Raw genomic sequence first — 18,714 nt, forward strand, 5'->3', positions numbered from 1 at the left:
CACCACGGAGGATGGGGCGGAGTTACGCTGCGGGCATGACCAGTGCCGCCACGCCCGCACCCGCGTACCGACGGCTCAGCGTCGAGGAGCGCCGTACGCAGCTCCTCGGCGTCGCCCTCTCGCTCTTCGCGCACCGGGCACCGGAGGACGTCTCGCTCGACGACGTCGCCGAGGCGGCCGGGGTGTCGCGGCCGCTGGTGTACCGCTACTTCGCGGGCGGCAAGCAGGAGTTGTACGAGGCCGCGCTGCGGTCGGCCGCCGACGAGCTGGAACTGTGCTTCGCCGAACCGGCCGTCGGCCCGCCCACCGAGCGGCTCGCCCGCGTCCTCGACCGGTACCTGGCCTTCGTCGACGAGCACGACGCCGGGTTCAGCGCCCTGCTCCAGGGCGGCAGCGTCGCCGAGACGTCCCGTACGACCGCGATCGTCGACGAGGTGCGGCGCGCCGCCGCCGAGCAGATCCTGCTCCACCTGGGCGTGCCGGAGCCGGGGCCGAGGCTGCGGATGATGGTGCGCACGTGGATCGCGGCGGTCGAGGCGGCGTCGCTCATCTGGCTGGACGAGGACAAGCGGCCGCCCGCCGCCGAACTGCGCGCCTGGCTGGTCGACCACCTGGTCGCCCTGCTGACGGCGACCGCCGCGACGGACGAGCAGACGGCCGGCGCGGTGGCGGGGCTGCTGGCGCAGGAGACGGCCGAGGGCCCGGTGGGCACCCTGGCGCGCCGCGTGATCCCCGTGGTGAGCGAGGCCGCGCACCTCCTGTGACACTGGCTGTCGTGCGAAGCGAGAACACCCCCTTCTACGGCGGCCCCCTGGACGGCCGGGTCCTGCCGGTCCTCACCGGCATCACCGGCCACCCGCCCAAGTGGTACACGGTCCCCGTCCCGGCCGAGGACGGCGGCCCGCCGACCGTCCACGCCTACCGCCGCGTCCCCTCCGGCTACACCAGGCGGCTCGGGCTCCGGCGCGGCTGGAAGTACGAGTACGCCCCCGAGGGGCGCGAGCGGCGCGAGCTGAACTGGCCCTGGTCCCGGAAGTCGTAGGATCACGGGCATTCGCGCCGCCGTGCCGCCAAAGGGGGAGTTTCCGCATGGAACCGTCGTCGCCTCTTCAGCCGATCGAGCCTCTGCGGGACGGTGACCCCCACCGCTGCGGGCCGTACACCGTGCTGGCCCGCCTCGGCGAGTCCGCGAGCGCGGTGCGGTACCTCGCGCGGGCCGACGACGGTACGACGGCCGTCGTCACCGTGGCGCCGGCCCGGCTCGCGGAACTGCCCGCGTTCCGGCGGCGCTTCGCGGCGGAGGCGCGTACGGCGGAGAGGCTGGCCGGCGGGTGGGTGCCGCGGCCGCTGGCCGCCGACGTCGACGGGCCACGGCTGTGGACGGCGACGCCCTACGAACCCGCGCTGCCCCTCGGCGAAGCGGTCGCCCTCGCCGGGCCGTTGCCCGAGAAGGCGGTACGGGTGCTGGGCGCCGGGCTCGCCGAGACGCTGTCGCGGGTGCACGCGACCGGGGCGGTGCTGCACGGGCTGGCCCCCGGCACGGTGCTGCTGGCGGCCGACGGGCCACGGCTGACCGCGTTCGGCGCGCTGGGCGCGGCGGGGTCGGCGGAGGCCCGCGCGGGCGGGCAGTTGTCGGTACGGCTCGGCTACCTCACCCCCGAGCAGCTCGCCGGGCACGAGCCGGGCCCGCCGTCGGACGTTTTCGTGCTGGGCCTGCTACTGGCGTACGCCGCGGCCGGCACCCCTCCGCTGGCGGACGCTGCGGCCATCGCGGACGCCGAACCGGACCTCGGTGCCGTGCCGGAGGACCTGCGGCCGCTGATCGCCCAGTGCCTCGCCAAGTCCCCGGACGACCGCCCCACGGCCGGCCGCGTCGCCGCGACGCTGGCCCTGGAGGGCGCGGCCGCCCTGGCCCGAGGCAGTTGGCTGCCGGACCGGTTGGCCACGGCCATCGCCGCCCAGGCGGCACGGGTGGCGGCGCTGGAGGCACCGCTCCACGGAACGCCCGGAAACGACACGGCCCTCACGGACGCGGCCGCCGACGGGGATGCGGGCCCCGCGGACGCGGGGGTCGGCGACGCGGGGGTCGGCGACGCGGGGCCCGATGGCACGGGTTCCGGTGGCGTGGGGCCCGCGGACGCGGGTGCCGGTGGCGTGGGGCCCGACGGCGCAGGTGTCGGCGACGCGGCCTCCGCCGGCGCGGACTCCCCCGGCGCGGGCTCCCCCGGTGCCGACCTCGACGGGCGGACCGTGCGGGTGGGGCGGCAGGTGCGGCGGGAGCCGCCGGCGACCGAACTCGTGCCGGCGGCCCGGCCGCCGCAGGTGCTCCTCCCGCCCGCCCCGCCGGTCCAGGCACAGGCCCCGGCGCCCGCCCTGCCGGTCCCGCTACCGGTCCGGGTCCCGGCGCCCGCGCCCGCCTCCCCGTCCCCCGCGCTCTCCCGCCGCGGGCTGTTCACCGGCCTGGCCGCGGGTGTGGCGGGAGCCGTCCTCGGGGGCGGCGGCGTGCTGGCGTTCACGTCCGGCGACGGCGAGGAGCCGCGTACCGACGCCAGGCCCGCGGCCCGCCCCCGCCCCGCCGTGTCCGGGGTGCCGCCCCAGCCGCGCTGGGCGTACGTCCACCCCGCCACCGAGCGCTCCACGCTGAACGCCGCCGTCTGGCGGGACCGCACCCTCGTCCTGACCTCCGACGCCCACACCACGGGCGTCGACCTCGCCACCGGCCGGCGCCTCTGGCAGCGCGCCGACGCCGCCTCCGGGCACCGCGCCCTGACCGTCGGTGGCGACCGGCTGCTCGTCGTCGGCGCCGACGGGTTCCGGCTGCTCTCGCCGAAGGACGGCACGGTCGAGGGGCGGACGCCGTTCCCCGGCGGCCTGCGCCTGTCGGCGGTCGCCGGACACGCGGGCGACGTCGTGTGGTTCACCGGCACGGTGGCGGCCCGCACGTACCTCTTCGCGTACGACGTCGCGCGCTCCAAGGAGCTGTGGCGCGTCCAGGTCCCCAACGGCCGTCCGCCGTACACCCCCGCCTACGAGGTGCTCGCGCTGCGGCCGGACGCCCTCGTCGTGCGCCAGGACCCGCGGTCGCTCACGGCCGCGCAGGTCAAGGCCGCCAAGGGGCTCGCGATCTTCTACGCGCACGACCGGGCCACCGGGGCACGCCAGTGGTTCCGGCCGTTCGGCGGGGCGCGGCCGGGCGCCACGGTGTCCGGGGACGAGTCGGGGCGGCTCTACACGGCGGTCGGCAACGCCCTGCACGGGTTCGACACCCGTACCCGAAGGCCGCTGTGGCAGTTGGCGGGCGGCGGTGTCTTCGGGCGCGCCGAGGTGCGCGGCGGCACGCTGTACGTCGCGGACCGCTCCCAGGCGGTGTACGCGGTCGATCCGGCGACCGGCAGGGCGCGGTGGCGGCGCGGGACGGAGGCGGCGGCGGGCGGTGACGTGCCGGGCGTGACCGTGAGCGCGAGCGGCCGCACCCTGCTCGCGGCGGACGGCTCGCAGGTCACCGCGTTCGGGGCGGGCGACGGGCGGCGGCTGTGGAAGTTCCAGGACGCCGGGGTCCAGGACCCGGGCGGCAAGGAGACGTCGGCCCCGTACACCGCCCTGGCGGCGGGCGCGGCCGGCGTCGTCGTGCGCCGCGACCGGACGTTCTACGCGCTGCCGGTGGAGTGACCGGGACGGGTGACCGTATTGGGCCGATCCGCCTAGTCATGCATTTTATGCGCTAGTCGTATCATCCACCGCTTCACGATGGGGGCGGAGGTGATGTCATGTCAGGAAGGCTGCTGCGGACCGTGTGCGTGGCCGCGCTGCTGGCGACGCTGCCCGCCGGCCCCGCGACCGCCGCGCCCGAGTCACCGGAGTCCACGGTGCCGGAGCTGCTCGCCCAGCTCCGCACCCTGTACCAGCAGGCGGAGGAGGCGACCGAGACGTACAACGCCACCGAGGAGGAGCTGAAGGCGCTCGCCGCCGAGACGAAGAAGCTCACCGGCGACCTGAGCCGCACCCGCGACTCCCTCGCCCGCGCCCGGGTCGACGCCGGACGGCTGGCCCGCGCCCAGTACCAGGGCCGTACCGACTTCTCCTCCTCCCTGCGCCTGCTGCTCGCCCGCGACCCCGACCACGCCCTCGACCAGCACCGCCTGCTCCGGCGCGCCGCGCGCGAACGGGCCGCCACCGTGGCCCGGCTGGAGAAGGGCGAGAAGCGGGCGGACGAGCTGGCCACGGCCTCCCGCAAGGCGCTGGACCGGGAACAGACGCTGGCCGAGAAGCAGAAGAAGGCCCGCGACGAGGTCACCGCCCGCCTCAAGGAGGTGGAGGAGACCCTCGCCGCGCTGTCGGACGACGAGGTCGAGGAGCTGGCCGCCCTGGAGGAGGCCGAAACGGCGGACGCCCAGCGCGAACTCCTCGCCACCGGCAAGCTGACCGGCACCCGTACCCCCTCCGAACTGGGCGACGAGGCCCTGGAGTACGCCGCCGGACAGATCGGCAAACCGTACGTGTGGGGCGCCGAGGGGCCCGAGTCCTTCGACTGCTCGGGCCTCACCTCCCAGGCGTGGGCCAAGGCGGGCCGCCCCATCCCCCGCACCAGCCAGGAACAGTGGCGCACCCTCCCCAAGGTGCCCCTGCGCGCCCTGCGCCCCGGCGACCTGGTGGTCTACTTCCCCAAGGCCACCCACGTCGCCATCTACCTGGGCGACGGGCTCGTCATCCAGGCGCCCCGCCCCGGCGCCCGCGTCAAGGTCTCCCCCATCGCCGCCAACCCCCTCCTCGGCGCGGTACGCCCCGACCCCACGGCCCGCTCCCTGCGCGCCTACACCCCGCCGCGACTGCCCCCGGGCGCGGCGGGCGGCTCCGACGAGGGCTACGACCAGGGCTGAGCCCCGGCGCGGCGGGTGGCCGAATGTGACAGAGAGCCGTCATTGCGGCCATCGGGCGCCGCCGTGACCATGGACGCATGCCCACTTCCCACCGCGTCGTCATCGCGGTCTTCCCGGATGTCGACCTGCTCGATGTCACCGGCCCGGCCGAGGTGTTCACCCTGGCCAACCGGGTGACCGACGGCCGGGCGGGGTACGAGGTGCGCCTGGCGGGCCCCGAGGCCGGGCCGGTCGTCACATCGGCCGGCGTGCGTCTGGTGACGGACCTGACCTTCGCCGAGGTGGGGGCCGCGGTGGACACCCTGGTGGTGCCCGGCGCGGTGGACCCCTCCCCGGACGGCCCGGTGGCCCGGGTCGACGACACCGTGGTGGAGTGGGTGAGGGCGACGGCGCCGTACGCGCGGCGGATCGCGTCGGTGTGCGTGGGCGCGCACGTGCTCGCGGCCGCCGGGCTCCTGGACGGGCGGCGGGCGACCACGCACTGGTCGACCGCGGCACAACTGGCGGCCGAGTACCCGCGGGTGCGGGTCGACGCCGACCCGATCTTCGTCCGCTCCGGCCGGGTGTGGACCGGGGCGGGCATCAGCACCTGCATGGACCTGGCGCTCGCCCTGGTCGCCGAGGACCACGGCGAGGAGCCCGCCCTGGCCGTGGCCCGGCAGTTGGTGATGTACCTCAGGCGGCAGGGCGGCCAGAGCCAGTTCAGCGTGCCGCTCAGCCGGCCCGCGCCCGCCCGCCGGGACATCGACGAGCTGCGCGTGTTCATCACCGAGCACCTCGACGGCGACCTGTCCGTGCCCGCGCTGGCCGAGCGCATGTGCCTGAGTGAGCGCCATTTCGCCCGGGTCTTCCGCCAGGAGACCGGCACCAGCCCGGCCGCCTACGTGGAGGCCGCCCGGGTCGAAACCGCCCGCCGCCTGCTGGAGACCACCGACGAGCCGCTGGAGCGGATCGCTGCGGCGACCGGCATGGGCTCGGTGGAAACGCTGCACCGCGCCTTCCGCAAGCAGATCAGCACCACCCCGGCCGCCTACCGCCGCCGCTTCCGTACCGCTTCCTGACCGACCGAAAGGCACCGTTCACCCATGAATGTCTCCCCGACGCTGCGCGACGTCACCGGCCTCGACAACACACTGCCCCGCCTCGGCGAAACCACCCTGATACTGATCGACTTCCAGAACACCTACCGCACGGGCGTCATGGCCCTCGACGGCGCCGGGCCCGCGCTGGCCGCCGGGGCGCGCCTGCTCGCCGCCGCCCGCTCGGCCGGCACACCGGTCGTCCACGTCATCCACGACGGGGGCGAGGGCACGCCGTACGACATCCGCGCCGAGATCGGTGCCATCAGCGCCGAAGTGGCGCCCGTCGACGGCGAACCGGTCGTGGTGAAGGGGTTCCCCAACTCCTTCCACCAGACGGATCTGGAGGAGACGCTGCGCGCCCTGGACGCCGGGCCCGACCTGGTACTGGCCGGGTTCATGACCCACATGTGCGTGGCCTCCACCGCCCAGGGCGCCTTCAACCTCGGCTACCGGCCCACCGTGGTGGCCGAGGCGACGGCCACCCGCTCGCTGGCCGCACCCGACGGCAGCACCGTGCCCGCCGCCGCGCTGAAGACGGCGAGCCTGACGACCATCGCCGACCTCTTCGGCACCGTGGCGCCCACCGTCGAGCACCTCACGGCCGGATGGCTCACCGGCTGACCGCCGGTCACGCCCCCGCGACGGACGCCAGGTAGGCCCCCGCCTTGTCCGGGTCGTAGAAGAAGTTCTCGAAGTCGGACGGGTCGTTGAAGCCGTTCGCGATCCGGTGCGCCACGGGCGGGAGCTGGCCGGCGCCTCCGATGAGGTTCAGGACGTGCTCCGGCGGGACGCCCAGCATGGCGTTGGTCCACTTGGTGACGTGCTGGGCGGTCTCCCAGTAGCGGTCGAACGTCTGCTGCATCCAGGCCTCGTCGAACGGCTTGTCGCCGTGCTCGGTGATCGACGCGAGGTAGGAGGCGGCGCACTTGGAGGCCGAGTTGGAGCCCTGGCCGGTGATCGGGTCATTGGCGACGACCACGTCCGCGACGCCCAGGACCAGGCCTCCGCCGGGCAGGCGCCCGATGGGGTTGCGGACGGTCGGGGCGTACCGGCCGGAAAGGGTGCCGTTGGCATCGGTCAGCTCGACCTTGGTGGCCCGCGCGTACTCCCAGGGCGTGAACCTCTCCATCAGCTCCAGCGTCAGCGCCAGGTGCTCGGAGGGGTCCTTGACGCCCTGGAAGACGTCCAGCGGGCCACCCGGGATGCCCTCCCAGAACAGGATGTCCGCCCGGCCGCTGGTGGTCAGCGTCGGCATCACGAACAGCTCGCCGACCCCCGGCACCAGGTTGCAGCGCACCGCCTCCATGTCCGGGTGCTCGGGGCGCGGGCCGAGCCCGTGCACGTACGCGACGGCCAGCGCGCGCTGCGGCTCGCTGTACGGGGAACGGGAGGCGTCCCGGCCGAACATCGACACCAGCTCGCCCTTGCCCGCCGAGACGAGCACCAGGTCGTAGGTGCGCGAGAAGTAGTCCAGGTCGGAGACCGCCGCGCCATGGATGACGAGCTGGCCGCCGCGCTGTGCGAAGGTCTCCATCCAGCCCGCCATCTTCACGCGCTGGTCGACGGACTGGGCGTACCCGTCCAGTTCGGCGACCCAGTCGACCGGGCGGGAAGCGTCGGGCGCGCCGACGGAGACGCCGAGGCCCTCGATGCGCGGGGCCTGGGACTCCCAGAAGTTGATGCCGAGGTCCCGCTCGTGCTGGAGCGCCGTGTCGAACATGCACTGCGTGGACATGACCCGGCCGGCCCGGATCTCATCCGCCGTGCGGTTGGACATCAGGGTGACCTCGTACCCCTGCGACTGGAGGCCGAGGGCGAGCTGGAGACCGGACTGCCCGGCTCCGACGATGAGTATCTTCCGCATCGAAGGTCTCTTTTCCTTACTCAGGGGTGGTTTCGAGGGCACGGGCGACGAGCGCCAGCAGCGAGTCGACCACCGTGATCCGCTTCCGGGCATCCATGATCACGATCGGTACGTCCTTGGGCACCGTGAGCGCCTCGCGCACGTCCTCGGCCTCGAACAGCTCGGTTCCCTCGAAGTGGTTGACCGCCACGATGTACGGCAGGCCGCAGCTCTCGAAGTAGTCCAGCGCCGGGAAGCAGTCCGTCAGCCGCCGGGTGTCGGCCATCACGATGGCGCCGATCGCACCGCGCACCAGGTCGTCCCACATGAACCAGAACCGCTGCTGCCCCGGCGTACCGAAGAGGTACAGCACGAGGTCGTCGTCGAGCGTGATGCGCCCGAAGTCCATGGCGACGGTCGTGGTGAGCTTCTCGGGCGTCGCGGACAGGTCGTCGGTGTCCTCGCTCGCCTGCGTCATCAGCGCCTCGGTCCGGAGCGGCGTGATCTCCGAGACCGATCCGACGAAGGTCGTCTTGCCGACGCCGAAGCCGCCCGCGACGACGACCTTCGTCGCTATGGGGGCGCGGGTGTGGTCGAGCTGCCAGGACTGGACGTCTTCCTGCGGCCGGCCTTCCTCGACAGTTGCCTCAGAGACGACGGAGACCACTCAGCACCCTTTCGAGCAGTGCGCGGTCGGGCTGGCCGGTGCCGTGACCGGTGCCGTACACGCGGATCCTCCCCTGGTCGGCCAGGTCGCTGAGCAGCACCCGGACGACGCCCAGCGGCATCTTCAGCAGCGCGGAGATCTCGGCCACCGTACGCATGCGGCGGCAGATCTCGACGATGGCCCGCATCTCCGGCATGACCCGGGAGACGAGCGTGCCGTTGGTCAGCTCCTTGCGCTCCTCGGGCGCCTCCAGCGCGGCGACGAACGTCTCGACGAGCAGGACGTGGCCGAAGCGGGTGCGGCCGCCGGTGAGCGAGTAGGGGCGGACGCGGGCGGGCCGCCGCCCACCGCCCCGGACCGGCAGCCGGCCGGCGGCGGATGCGGAGGTCATTCGGCACTCTCCATCGACTGGCGCAGCTCCCTGCGGAGTTCGGGCGTGAGTACGTGTCCGGCGCGGCCGACGAAGAGCGCCATGTGGTACGCGACGACGCTCATGTCGCAGTCGGGGGTGGCGTGCACGCCGAGGAGCGAGCCGTCGCTGATCGACATGACGAAGACGCTGCCCTCCTCCATCGCGACCATCGTCTGCTTGACGCCGCCGCCGTCCATGAGCTTGGCGGCGCCGATGGTGAGGCTGCCGATGCCGGAGACGATGGTGGCGAGGTCGGCGCTCGACCCGCGTGGCCCGTCGGACCGGGGGCGGTCGGCCGGGGCTTTGGCCTTGCGGTCCGCCGGGTCGGAGGAGAGCAGCATCAGCCCGTCGGACGAGACGACGGCTACGGAACGGACCCCCGGCACCTCCTCGACGAGGTTGCCGAGCAGCCAGTGCAGGTTCTTGGCCTCGCTGCTCAGTCCGAACGTTGCGGTGCCGGTGGTACTGCCGGTCCTCGCAGTCAACTGCGTGCCTCCTCGACTGTGTCCCCCGTCTCTTCGGTACGTACCGCTTCCAACTGCTGGGTGCTCTCCGCGATCTCGGCCTCGGCGTCGCGGCGGCCGGCCTGGGCGCCCTGGTGGAACCCGCCGAGCCGGCGCCGCAGCGCCTCGGCGTCCACCCCGCCCTTGCGCCCGGCGGCCGGCGCGGTCGGCTCCACCACCTTGGGCGTCCGCTTGGGCAGCCCCTTGTCGGTGACGCGCTCCCACTTGGGCTCGCGGGCGCGCGGCTGGGCCTCGTCGCCCTCGGGGTCCTCCGCGCGCTCGTGAGCCTCGGGCTCGGGCTCGGGCTCGGTGTCGGGCTCGGTGTCGGGCTCGGTCTCCCCCGGCTCGGGCTCGGTGTCGGGCTCTTCGGGCTCCGGCTCCTCGGGCGCGTCGTCCGTAGGAGCGTCGTCCGTGGTCGCGGCGAGCGTCGCTTCGGCGGCGGCGACCAGCGGGTCGCGGGCCGTGCGGGCGCCGGGGAGGGTGTTGGAGTTGGCCTCGGCGACCGAGCCGGGGAGGTTCAGCGTGGGGGCCGTGCCCGCGACGGTGACCGACGGGGGCAGGGCGGTCGGCGGCGCGTCCGGGAGCAGCGCGGGCGGGAGGACCACGACCGCCGTCACGCCGCCCTGCTTGTGCTCCCGCAGTTGGACGCGTACGCCGTGCCGCGACGCGAGCAGCGCGGCCACCCGGATGCCGAGGCCCTCGCCGTCCCGGTCGGCGGCGGACGCGGACTCCGCCTCCGGGTCGGCCAGGCGGGCGTTCAGCTCGGCGAGCCGGCCCTCCGTCATCCCTATGCCCTCGTCCTCGACGGAGAGCATCACCTCGCCGCTCTCCAGCAGCCAGCCGGAGAGCTGCACCTTGGCGTCCGGCGGCGAGAAGGACGTGGCGTTCTCCAGCAGCTCGGCGAGCAGGTGGCTCAGGTCGTCGGCGGCGAACCCGGCCACGTAGGCGTGCGGCGGCAGCGACTGGATGGTGACCCGCTCGTACCGCTCGATCTCGCTGACGGCGGCGCGCAGCACGTCGACCAGCGGGACCGGGCCCTGGTGGGCGTGGTTGTGCTCGTGGCCGGCGAGGACGAGGAGGTTCTCGCTGTGGCGGCGCATGACCGTGGCCATGTGGTCGAGCTTGAAGAGCGTGGCGAGCCGCTCCGGGTCCTGCTCGCGCTCCTCCAGCTTCTCGATGACGGCGAGCTGCCGTTCGACGAGTCCGAGCGTACGGAGGGAGAGGTTGACGAACGTGTGGTGGACGCTGCCGCGCAGCGCCTCCAGCTCGGCACTGATCCTTTCGGTCCGCTCGCGCAGCTCGGCGCGCTGCCCCGCCAGTTCGGCGGTGAGGGCCTCGCGGGCGGCGACGGCGTCGGTGCGCTCGGCGTCGAGCCGCTCGGCGCGGGCGCCGAGGTCGAGGAGCTTGCCGTGCAGGGTGTTGAGGGAGCGTACGACCTGGGCGAACTCGTCGTTGCGGCCGGTGTACCGGACCGGTTCCTCCGTCTCGGGCGCTCCGGCCAGGCGGGCGGCGCCGATGCGGAGGACGGCGAGCGGCTGGGTGAGGGTGCGGGCGACGGCGGTGGAGACGCCGATCGCGATGAGCAGGCAGCCGCCGAGGAGCGCGATGCGCAGTTCGAGCGCGGTGACGTCGTCGTCGCGGAGCTGCTCCATGCGCCGCACCTCGCCGGTGGCGAGGGAGGATTCGACACCGCGCATCTGCTCGATGCGGGCGGTGAGGGTGGCGCGCAGCTTCTCCTGGTCGGTCTTGCGCTCGTCCTTGGACAGCTCGGGCCGGTCGGTGAGGCGCGCGAGGGAGGTTTCGGCGCTCTTGACCTCGGGGCCGGTGACCGTGGCGGCGAGGGAGTCGCGGGCGGCGGGCGGGGCGGCCTGGTCGAAGTCGGCGAGGGCGGCCTGTTCGCGGACCCGGGCCTGCTGGGCGGCGGCGCTCAGCAGGCCGCGCGTGCGGTCGGCCTCGTCGCCGGCGGGGTCCTCCGGCTCGACGTACTGCCCGGTGACGGGGTCGTAGACGAGGCCGGTGTTCTTCTTGCCGGGGACGGCGAGCGCGCCGAGGAGCAGGCCCCGGGTGGCGGAGGCCTGGTCGACGGCCCGGCCGAGCTCGGCGAGGGCGCGGGTGCCGGCGCCCGCGTCGGCGGCGCGGGCGGGGGTCTTGTCGGCGAGCTGGGCGGACAGGGCGTGGAGCTTGGCGATGACGTCGGTGTACGCCCGGTGGGCCTCCATGGCGGTGCCCTTGCCGGTGAGGGCGGAGCGCCGGATGGCGGGGAGGCCCGCGAGGTCGCGGCGGAGGTCGGCGGGCGCCTCGGCGTGGATCTCGTCGATCTGCCGGTCGACGCGGGCGCGGTGGGCGGCGTCGACGGCGGGCGGGGCGCCCTTGCCGCTGCCGCCCTCCTCGCCGCCCTCCTCGCCGCCCTTGGCGGCGGCCCGTCCGGCGGCGATGTACGCGGTGACCTCGTCGCGCTCGTCGGCGAGGGAGTGCGCGAGGGTGACCGCCTGCCGGTTGAGCTCGGCGAGGGTCACCAGTCGCTGGGAGTCGGTGAGGTCGCCGGAGGCGGTGAGGACGGCGGGGGCGCCGGCCCCCAGGACGGTGATCCCGACCAGGGCGACCCCGACGACGAGCCGGCTGCGTACCCGTACGCCGCGGCCGCCCGGTGCCTGGGGATCGCCGGGAGTCTCACTGCGCTTCTGCACCGGTGCTCACATTCTTGAACTCGTCCGCCCATGAAGCAGAGGTGACGACCGGTCACATATGCGATCAGCCCTCCAACCCCTGGTACGGCCTCGACCATTCCAGCGCTGTTGTTGAAGGAGGCACACGTCGGCCACTCCGCCACCCGAACGAGTGAACAACAATCCTGAGTTGGCGAACAACTCTCCCGGGCGCATGCCTCATGAGCGCGCGGGGGGACGGGTTGAAAGATCCACGCGGGCTTTGGCAGGATGCGCGCCCGCACCTTGCCGGAGGGCCGGATTCCGGCTCCTACCCCCTTCCGGCCTGCTGGTACAGGCCAATTCCGGCCCTTTGTGGGCCGCGTGAAGGAGTCATGCAGACTGGGGCGCATGCGCAGCGAGATCTCCTCCGTGCCGGGCACACCGCAACGCCCCAACGAGGACTGGGCTTCCGTGGCGGTTCCCGCGTCCGGCCAGGGCGGCACTCTGGTGGTGCTGGACGGGGTGACACCCCCGCTCGACGATGACGGTTGTGTGCACTCGGTCCCCTGGTTCACGGCGAGGCTCGGTGGCGCCTTGACCGAACTGTCCGGTTCCCGGCCCGACCTGACGATGGCCGAGATTCTGTCGGAGGCAATTCGGCGCACCGCGGATGCCCACCGCGACACGTGTGACCTTTCTCACGTACGTACGCCTCAGGCGACGGTGGTCGTGGCGCGCTGGGACGCGGAAAGCGTCGAGTACCTGGTGCTGGCCGACTCGGTGCTGCTGCTCCGGTCGCCGGAGGGGGCGGTGCGAGCGGTGCTGGACGACCGGCTCGACCGGTTGCCGCCCGGCTCGCTGGCGTCGCACGCGGTCACGGACGCGACCGTGCGGAACAGGGAGGGCGGCTTCTTCACGGCCGCGGCCGATCCGTCGGTGGCGGCCCGCGCGGTCACCGGCAGCGTCCCGTCGGCCGAGGTGCGGGCGCTGGTCGCCATGACGGACGGGGCGACGCGCTGGACCGAGGTGTTCAAGAGGGGCGACTGGGCCGACTGTTTCGCGGTGGTGAGCGAGGAGGGCCCGCGCGGGCTGATCTCCCGGGTGCGGGAGCTGGAGGCGTCGCCCTCGTACGCGTACCGCTGGAAGCGGCACGACGACGCGACGGTGGTGCACGTCGAGCTCTGAGGGCTCTGAGGGCGCCGCCCCCCGGTCACTCGGTCACGGGCGGCAGATGTCCGTGGTGGTGACCGCACCGCCGTCGTTCTCGTCGTCGGTGCCCACGACGCCCTCGCGGGAGCCGGGCAGGCACGCCAGGGCCTCGATCTTGTGGCCGGGGAACGTGGCGAGCCGGTGCGGTGAGCGGTGGACGGCGAGGTGGACGCGGCCACCGTGGCCAGCCGTCACCCGGCCCGCGTCGAAGAGGGCCGAGTCGTAGGGGCCGTCGTCGCCCGGGTCCGACGCGGAGGAGACCGTCACGCGGCCGGTGGCCGACACCTCCACATCCGATATGTGCCGGACGTCCTGGGCGGGGTAGGGCACGCGGAACTCCGCGGCGGTCCGCTCGCCGAAGGTGTTGTCGCGCGGGTCCCATTCCGCCGCGGACAGCGTCGCGGGCCGGTCGTCCTGGCCCCGGTCGGCCCATACGGCGATGATCTCCCCGCCCCGGGTGGCGGTGAGGGCGAACCCCTCGTAGTTGTCGTCCGGGGAGCCGCCGGGCACGGCGAAGGCGGCCAGGACCCGCGCGGTGTCCTGCCCCTGCTCCCAGTGGATGCGGTACGCCGTTCCACGGCTGGCGAGCGCGACGTACTCGTGCGGTCGGCCGGGTACGGCGTCGATCGCCTCCAGGTCCACCGCCGGCTCCCCGGCCCAGGCGACGGGCCGCTGCCGCGGCTGGGCGCCCGGGCGGTGGCGCAGGGCGACGAGCCGGTTCTCGCCGGGCTTCTTGTTGTCGCGTACGGCGAGCAGGTCCGCCGTGCCGTGGTGTACGCCGTCGACGGCGATCCCGCTGATGCCCGAGGTGATGCCGTCGCCGACGCGCTGCCAGTCGGTCTCGTGATCACGGGCATGGGCGGCTGTGGCGGACGTGAGGAGGACGGCCCCCGCGAGGGTGGCGCCGAGAACGTTCTTGATCATCGGTCGATGATGAAGGGGAGGGTGCGCTTCCGGCCACCGTCGGCCGGTTATCGACTTCGCAAAATGTGGTCAGCTCTCGGCCGAGGTGTTGAGCTGGTGCAGCAGCCGGGCCAGCTCGGCGACCTCGGCGCGGTCCCAGCCCGCGAGCTTGCGTACGTAGCGGGCGCGGCGGGCGTCGCGCACACGGCGGAAGCGGCCGCGGCCCTCGTCGGTCAGGCGTACGAGGGAGGCGCGGCCGTCGGCGGGGTCGGGGTCGCGGGCGACGAGCCCGAGGTCCGCCAGGGCGCGCAGTTGGCGGCTCATGGTGGCCTTGCCGACGCCGAAGTACGCGGCGAGTTCGGTGGCGCGCTGGGTGCCGGCCTCCTCCAGGCGGACCAGGAGACCGTAGGCGGCGGGTTCGAGTTCGGGGTGGACCTCGCGGGCCATTTCGCCGGACGAGGCGCGGGCGCGGCGCAGGAAGACCGCCAATTCACGCTCCAGGGCGAGGAATTCCTCGTCGACTTCGGCGTCATTCCCCGTACGGCTTTCCTGCACGTCAGCACCCCTCGCGCGCTTTCCCGGCTCTGAAAGTTGTGTTCGGCGGCGGGCCATTGCCGCAGCTCGCCCAGTATTTCGCAGGCATAGACCAACGGCGGCACGGAGCCCCTCTTCCACGGGCCGGTTCTACGTGCGTAGCGTCATGCATGGCATGTTCACGCCACACATGCCGCCATCCCCGCGCTCCACCCCCACCGAGGCCTTCGGAGGCACGCCATGCCCGTGCACAGATCCGTCACGCTCCTCGCGACCCTGGCCCTCCTCCCGCTCCTGCTCACGCTCGCCCTCCCGGGAGCGGCGACCGCCGCCCGCAAGCCGCCCGCCCCACCCGCCCGGGGCACCGCGTACATGGGCATGGGCGTCGCCGCCCACGACGGCGTCGGCGGCCTGCCGCCCGACAACCGTGCCGTCCAGACCGAAGGCGTGGACGTCTCCAGCCACCAGGGCAACGTCGACTGGGCCGCCCTGTGGAACAGCGGCGTGAAATGGGCCTACGTCAAGGCCACCGAGGGGACGTACTACAAGAACCCGTACTTCCCCCAGCAGTACAACGGCTCCTACAACATCGGCATGATCCGGGGCGCGTACCACTTCGCCACACCGGACACCACGACGGGAGCCGCCCAGGCGGACTTCTTCGTCAACAACGGCGGCGGCTGGTCGCGCGACGGCAAGACCCTGCCCGGCGCGCTGGACATCGAGTGGAACCCGTACGGGGCGGCCTGCTACGGCAAGAGCCAGTCGGCGATGGTGAGCTGGCTCCGCGACTTCCTGAACCGCTACAAGTACCGCACGGGCCGGGACGCGGTGATCTACACGGCCACGAGCTGGTGGAAGCAGTGCACGGGCAATTACAGCGGCTTCGGCGCCTCCAGCCCGCTGTGGGTGGCCCGCTACAACACGACGGTGGGCGAACTGCCGGCCGGCTGGACGTACTACACGATGTGGCAGTACACCTCCACGGGCCCGATCGTCGGTGACCACAACAAGTTCAACGGCGCCTACGACCGCCTCCAGGCCCTCGCCAACGGCTGACCGCCCGACGAGTACGGGAACCCCCCGGCGCGGACGGGCGCCGGAGGGTTCCCCAGGGGAAGTGGTCTCAGCCGCAGAGGCCGGCCGGGCGGGAGCGGGTCACGAGGTTCGTCCAGCCCGTCGTGCCGTCGATCCAGACGACCCGGGTACCTTCGAGCGCCGCCGGGGAGAGCTGCTCGCCGCGGTTGCAGGAGACGCGTTCCTTGCGGGTGCCGTCGGTGGTGAGCTGCCAGTTCTTCGGCAGGGTCTCATTGCGGTACGCGGTGTCCGGCAGGGAGGCGTTGACCGTGACCGCCGACTCGGAGACCGTCAGCTCGTTGGCGATCAGGGCGCCCGGCTTGCCCTCGCCGCTGATGTCGTACGAGCCGGTGCCGTCGACGTTCGCGCGGCGGATGCCCATCTGGCCGTCGTCGGCGATGTTCTCGTCGGTGAGCCAGAAGACGTGGCTGCCGTTGAGGGCGGTCTGCCCCAGGGTCTGCGGCTCGTCCAGCCGCTCGGTCATGGTCTTCTTCCCGGTCTTCAGGTCCAGGAGTTCCACGCCGAGCCGGTACTCGCCGCCCTCCGGGTAGAGCTTGGCGTACGCGATCCTGCCGTGCGAGATCGACGGGAGCCCGGTCAGGACGTCCTCGCCGCCACCGTCCACGTACGTGGGCTCGCGGTCACCCGCGCGCAGGTGGACGACGTGGCGGGAGAACAGCCCGAGCGTCTCGAAGACCGTCACGCCGTTCTCGGTCCGCAGTCCGGCGACGTCGGAGGTGGTGGACGAGTACAGCGTCTTGATGGGCCCGCCCGCGATCGGCCGGGACAGGATGTCCACGCTCGTCGCGCCGTACGCCGCCCAGACGACGGTCTTGCCGTCCGTCGCCGGGTAGACGTGGTAGCGGCCGTCGTTGGGGCTCATCAGCCTCGGGCTGCCCTTGCCGTCGGCGCGGCCCGCGTAGACGGAGTACGGCTCGGTGCCGTCGTCGTTGGACTTGGAGACCGTCCACCAGCCGCCGCCCGCCTGCACACCGGTGCCGGCGATGTTCAGCTTGCCGAACAGCTCGTCGGAGTCGACGCCCAGGGCTTCCTCCCAGCCCGCGACGATGCCGTGGGCGTTGAAGGACCGCTTGGCGGTGTTCATCCGCTGGCCGGTGACGCCCAGGTCCTTCGCCGCGGCGAGGACCGCGTTGCGGCCATCGGTGAAGCCGTCCAGCGGGGTCATGTACTCGGTCAGCGCCTTGTACACGATCTTGTCGGCCAGCTCTGCGCCCAGGTCCTGGCGCATGTCCCACAGGGCGCCGGAGAAGATGGTCGAGTTGAGGTGCACGCCGCCGTTGTCGGTGCCGAAGGTGGCCCCGAGGAAGCTCTTGGACGTCGTGGCGCCGTCGTTGAGGTCGCGGAACGCACAGGCACGGGGCGCCGTCGCGCGGCACAGGTCCTCGCCGATCAGGCCCGCGTCGGGGTGGTCCATCGCCATGCCGGACCGCGTGACGTCGATGGCGTTGCCGAAGTAGTCGGCGACGGCCTCGTTGAGGGCGCCGGACTGGCCCGCGTACACCAGGTTGGCGCTGTTCTCGACGACGCCGTGCGTCATCTCGTGGCCGACCACGTCGAGGTCGGCGGAGAGCGGCTTGTAGTCCGCGTCGCCGGAGCCGTACACCATCTTGGTGCCGTCCCAGAAGGCGTTGACGTACGGCAGGCCCATCTCCGTCACGCCCACCAGCGAGTTGACGGCCGAGCCGCGCCCGTCGAGGCCGTCCCTGCCGTGGCGCTCCTTGTAGTAGTCGTAGACCTGCCCGGCCGCCCAGTGCGCGTCGACCGCGCCCGCGTCGGTGGCCTCCTTGCCGAACCGCGCGGTCGGCGAGCCGAACTCCTTGAGGTCGGCCGGCCAGCCGCCCACCACCTCGAAGACGTCCTTGTCGCGGGCGTCCCAGGTGGTGAGGGCGTTCTTGCTGCCCGCCGCCATCCGGGCGTGGTCCGCCAGCACGTACCGGTCGGCCGCCGCCTGGCGGACGTTGAGGTCCACCTGGGCGCCGTTGAGCAGCGTGCCGCTGCCGGCGGTCCCGGGGTGCGGGGCGTCACCCGCCTGTTTCGCGGCCGTTCCCGTCCCGGCCTTCGGCGGCGCGATCGTCTTGATGCCGCTGAACTGGAGCACCGGGAAACCGGCCCGCGCGTCCATGTACACGTGCTGGAGCACCGGTGCGCCGGTCACCGGGTGGGTACCGCGTACGGTCACGTGGTACGTGAGCACGCCCTCGCCGCGCGGGATGACCACCAGGTCCCCGGCGGTGCCGCGCAGCGGCGTGGCCTTTTCGGCGTCCTTGAGCGCCAGCCGGTGGCCGCCGAGCCGTTCCAGGGTCGCGGCGACCGCGCGGCGTACCGCCACGTCCTTGGCCACGGTCGGCCGCACCCCGGTCGTCAGGCCCGTGAAGTACTTGCCGGAGGTGCCGGTGACGACCCGTTCGCCGCCCTTGGTCTCCATCCGGACCACGTACTGCCCGCCGAGCACGGGCACGCCCCGGTGCTTCTGCTGGAGCCGTACGGTCTCCTCCGCGCCGCGCTTCAGCGTGTGTACGGGGGCGAGATCACGCCCCGGTTCGGCGATCTTGTAGCGGCTCTCCTTGGCGGCCAGGTGCTTCCGCGCCGCGTCGGCCGGGCTCGCCTTGGCGTCCGCCGCCTCCCGGATGCCGTCGACGAGCGCGGGGGTCGCGGTGCGCGCCCCCGGGATGACGTCGGCGGGCGGTTCGGCGGCCGGCGGGGTCGCCGCCGAGGCCGGAACCGCGGTGATCAGGAGCCCGGCGGCGGCGAGCAGTGCCGCCGCCCGGGCCCCCGCCCGTATGCCGGATCTCGCCGGATGCCGGCCGGTCGTGCCGGGCGTGCTGGGTTTACGCACAGTCCGTACCCCTCCCACGTGCTGGTCAGCCGTTCAGGTGGTCATGGCCATGCAAGCCGTGCCGGGTCGAACGCGGCAACGGATGAGGGGGGTTGAGAAGTG

General features: G+C 73.4%; 16 protein-coding genes. 8 read left to right on the forward strand and 8 right to left on the reverse strand.

Features of this window, described 5'->3' with window-relative positions:
• The first annotated feature begins 35 nt into the window (after positions 1–35).
• From AB0J57_RS09510 to AB0J57_RS09535, 6 genes are all read left to right on the forward strand, one after another.
• Positions 36–764 (forward strand): TetR/AcrR family transcriptional regulator, encoded by a 729-nt coding sequence (locus AB0J57_RS09510; RefSeq protein ID WP_366127461.1) that lies wholly within the window; start codon positions 36–38, stop codon positions 762–764.
• Positions 765–775: 11 nt separating this feature from the next.
• Positions 776–1,042 (forward strand): hypothetical protein, encoded by a 267-nt coding sequence (locus tag AB0J57_RS09515; RefSeq protein WP_366127462.1) that lies wholly within the window; start codon positions 776–778, stop codon positions 1,040–1,042.
• Between the two features lie 47 nt (positions 1,043–1,089).
• Complete coding sequence (locus tag AB0J57_RS09520; protein WP_366127463.1) at positions 1,090–3,669, forward strand: PQQ-binding-like beta-propeller repeat protein; 2,580 nt, start codon at positions 1,090–1,092, stop codon at positions 3,667–3,669.
• A gap of 98 nt (positions 3,670–3,767) precedes the next feature.
• Positions 3,768–4,877, forward strand: coding sequence for an NlpC/P60 family protein (locus tag AB0J57_RS09525; protein WP_366127464.1), 1,110 nt, complete (start codon positions 3,768–3,770; stop codon positions 4,875–4,877).
• 77 nt (positions 4,878–4,954) lie between these two features.
• Positions 4,955–5,938, forward strand: a complete 984-nt coding sequence (locus AB0J57_RS09530; RefSeq protein ID WP_366127465.1) for a GlxA family transcriptional regulator — start codon at positions 4,955–4,957, stop codon at positions 5,936–5,938.
• A gap of 24 nt (positions 5,939–5,962) precedes the next feature.
• Entirely contained in the window at positions 5,963–6,580 is a 618-nt protein-coding gene (locus tag AB0J57_RS09535) for an isochorismatase family protein (RefSeq protein ID WP_366127466.1), read from the forward strand.
• A 7-nt stretch (positions 6,581–6,587) separates the two neighbouring features.
• Here the strand turns inward: AB0J57_RS09535 and AB0J57_RS09540 are convergent, their stop codons facing one another.
• From AB0J57_RS09540 to AB0J57_RS09560, 5 genes are read right to left on the reverse strand one after another with little or no spacing between them, the layout of a single operon-like run.
• Entirely contained in the window at positions 6,588–7,823 is a 1,236-nt protein-coding gene (locus AB0J57_RS09540) for a styrene monooxygenase/indole monooxygenase family protein (protein ID WP_366127467.1), read from the reverse strand.
• A gap of 16 nt (positions 7,824–7,839) precedes the next feature.
• Positions 7,840–8,469 carry an ATP/GTP-binding protein gene (locus tag AB0J57_RS09545; protein ID WP_366127468.1) on the reverse strand — a complete coding sequence of 210 codons (630 nt, stop codon included), beginning with the start codon at positions 8,467–8,469 and terminating at the stop codon, positions 7,840–7,842.
• Entirely contained in the window at positions 8,450–8,860 is a 411-nt protein-coding gene (locus tag AB0J57_RS09550) for a DUF742 domain-containing protein (protein WP_366127469.1), read from the reverse strand. Before AB0J57_RS09550 ends, AB0J57_RS09545 begins: the two co-directional genes overlap by 20 nt.
• Positions 8,857–9,366 (reverse strand): roadblock/LC7 domain-containing protein, encoded by a 510-nt coding sequence (locus AB0J57_RS09555; RefSeq protein WP_366127470.1) that lies wholly within the window; start codon positions 9,364–9,366, stop codon positions 8,857–8,859. Before AB0J57_RS09555 ends, AB0J57_RS09550 begins: the two co-directional genes overlap by 4 nt.
• A complete protein-coding gene (locus AB0J57_RS09560; RefSeq protein ID WP_366127471.1) occupies positions 9,363–12,071 on the reverse strand; it encodes a nitrate- and nitrite sensing domain-containing protein in 2,709 nt (902 codons plus the stop codon). Before AB0J57_RS09560 ends, AB0J57_RS09555 begins: the two co-directional genes overlap by 4 nt.
• A gap of 369 nt (positions 12,072–12,440) precedes the next feature.
• Between AB0J57_RS09560 and AB0J57_RS09565 the strand changes: the two genes are divergently transcribed.
• Entirely contained in the window at positions 12,441–13,217 is a 777-nt protein-coding gene (locus AB0J57_RS09565) for a hypothetical protein (protein ID WP_366127472.1), read from the forward strand.
• 33 nt (positions 13,218–13,250) lie between these two features.
• Here the strand turns inward: AB0J57_RS09565 and AB0J57_RS09570 are convergent, their stop codons facing one another.
• Positions 13,251–14,165, reverse strand: a complete 915-nt coding sequence (locus tag AB0J57_RS09570) for a hypothetical protein (RefSeq protein ID WP_366127473.1) — start codon at positions 14,163–14,165, stop codon at positions 13,251–13,253.
• A 69-nt stretch (positions 14,166–14,234) separates the two neighbouring features.
• Positions 14,235–14,699 carry a MarR family transcriptional regulator gene (locus AB0J57_RS09575; RefSeq protein WP_366127474.1) on the reverse strand — a complete coding sequence of 155 codons (465 nt, stop codon included), beginning with the start codon at positions 14,697–14,699 and terminating at the stop codon, positions 14,235–14,237.
• Positions 14,700–14,918: 219 nt separating this feature from the next.
• On the opposite strand from AB0J57_RS09575, the gene AB0J57_RS09580 reads away from it, so the two are divergent.
• Positions 14,919–15,737, forward strand: a complete 819-nt coding sequence (locus AB0J57_RS09580; RefSeq protein WP_366127475.1) for a lysozyme — start codon at positions 14,919–14,921, stop codon at positions 15,735–15,737.
• 67 nt (positions 15,738–15,804) lie between these two features.
• Here AB0J57_RS09580 and AB0J57_RS09585 read toward each other — a convergent pair whose 3' ends face one another.
• A complete protein-coding gene (locus AB0J57_RS09585; RefSeq protein ID WP_366127476.1) occupies positions 15,805–18,612 on the reverse strand; it encodes a M4 family metallopeptidase in 2,808 nt (935 codons plus the stop codon).
• Positions 18,613–18,714: the final 102 nt, after the last annotated feature.

Source organism: Streptomyces sp. NPDC049837 (assembly GCF_040674455.1).
Classification (GTDB): domain Bacteria; phylum Actinomycetota; class Actinomycetes; order Streptomycetales; family Streptomycetaceae; genus Streptomyces.

What these genes read in the sequence shown, in the direction of transcription:
- AB0J57_RS09510 (WP_366127461.1), top strand. Translation starts at nt 36, where the DNA reads ATGACCAGTGCCGCCACGCCCGCACCCGCGTACCGACGGCTCAGCGTC.
- AB0J57_RS09520 (WP_366127463.1), top strand. Translation starts at nt 1,090, where the DNA reads ATGGAACCGTCGTCGCCTCTTCAGCCGATCGAGCCTCTGCGGGACGGT.
- AB0J57_RS09525 (WP_366127464.1), top strand. Translation starts at nt 3,768, where the DNA reads ATGTCAGGAAGGCTGCTGCGGACCGTGTGCGTGGCCGCGCTGCTGGCG.
- AB0J57_RS09530 (WP_366127465.1), top strand. Translation starts at nt 4,955, where the DNA reads ATGCCCACTTCCCACCGCGTCGTCATCGCGGTCTTCCCGGATGTCGAC.
- AB0J57_RS09535 (WP_366127466.1), top strand. Translation starts at nt 5,963, where the DNA reads ATGAATGTCTCCCCGACGCTGCGCGACGTCACCGGCCTCGACAACACA.
- AB0J57_RS09540 (WP_366127467.1), bottom strand. Translation starts at nt 7,823, where the DNA reads ATGCGGAAGATACTCATCGTCGGAGCCGGGCAGTCCGGTCTCCAGCTC.
- AB0J57_RS09550 (WP_366127469.1), bottom strand. Translation starts at nt 8,860, where the DNA reads ATGACCTCCGCATCCGCCGCCGGCCGGCTGCCGGTCCGGGGCGGTGGG.
- AB0J57_RS09565 (WP_366127472.1), top strand. Translation starts at nt 12,441, where the DNA reads ATGCGCAGCGAGATCTCCTCCGTGCCGGGCACACCGCAACGCCCCAAC.
- AB0J57_RS09570 (WP_366127473.1), bottom strand. Translation starts at nt 14,165, where the DNA reads ATGATCAAGAACGTTCTCGGCGCCACCCTCGCGGGGGCCGTCCTCCTC.
- AB0J57_RS09580 (WP_366127475.1), top strand. Translation starts at nt 14,919, where the DNA reads ATGCCCGTGCACAGATCCGTCACGCTCCTCGCGACCCTGGCCCTCCTC.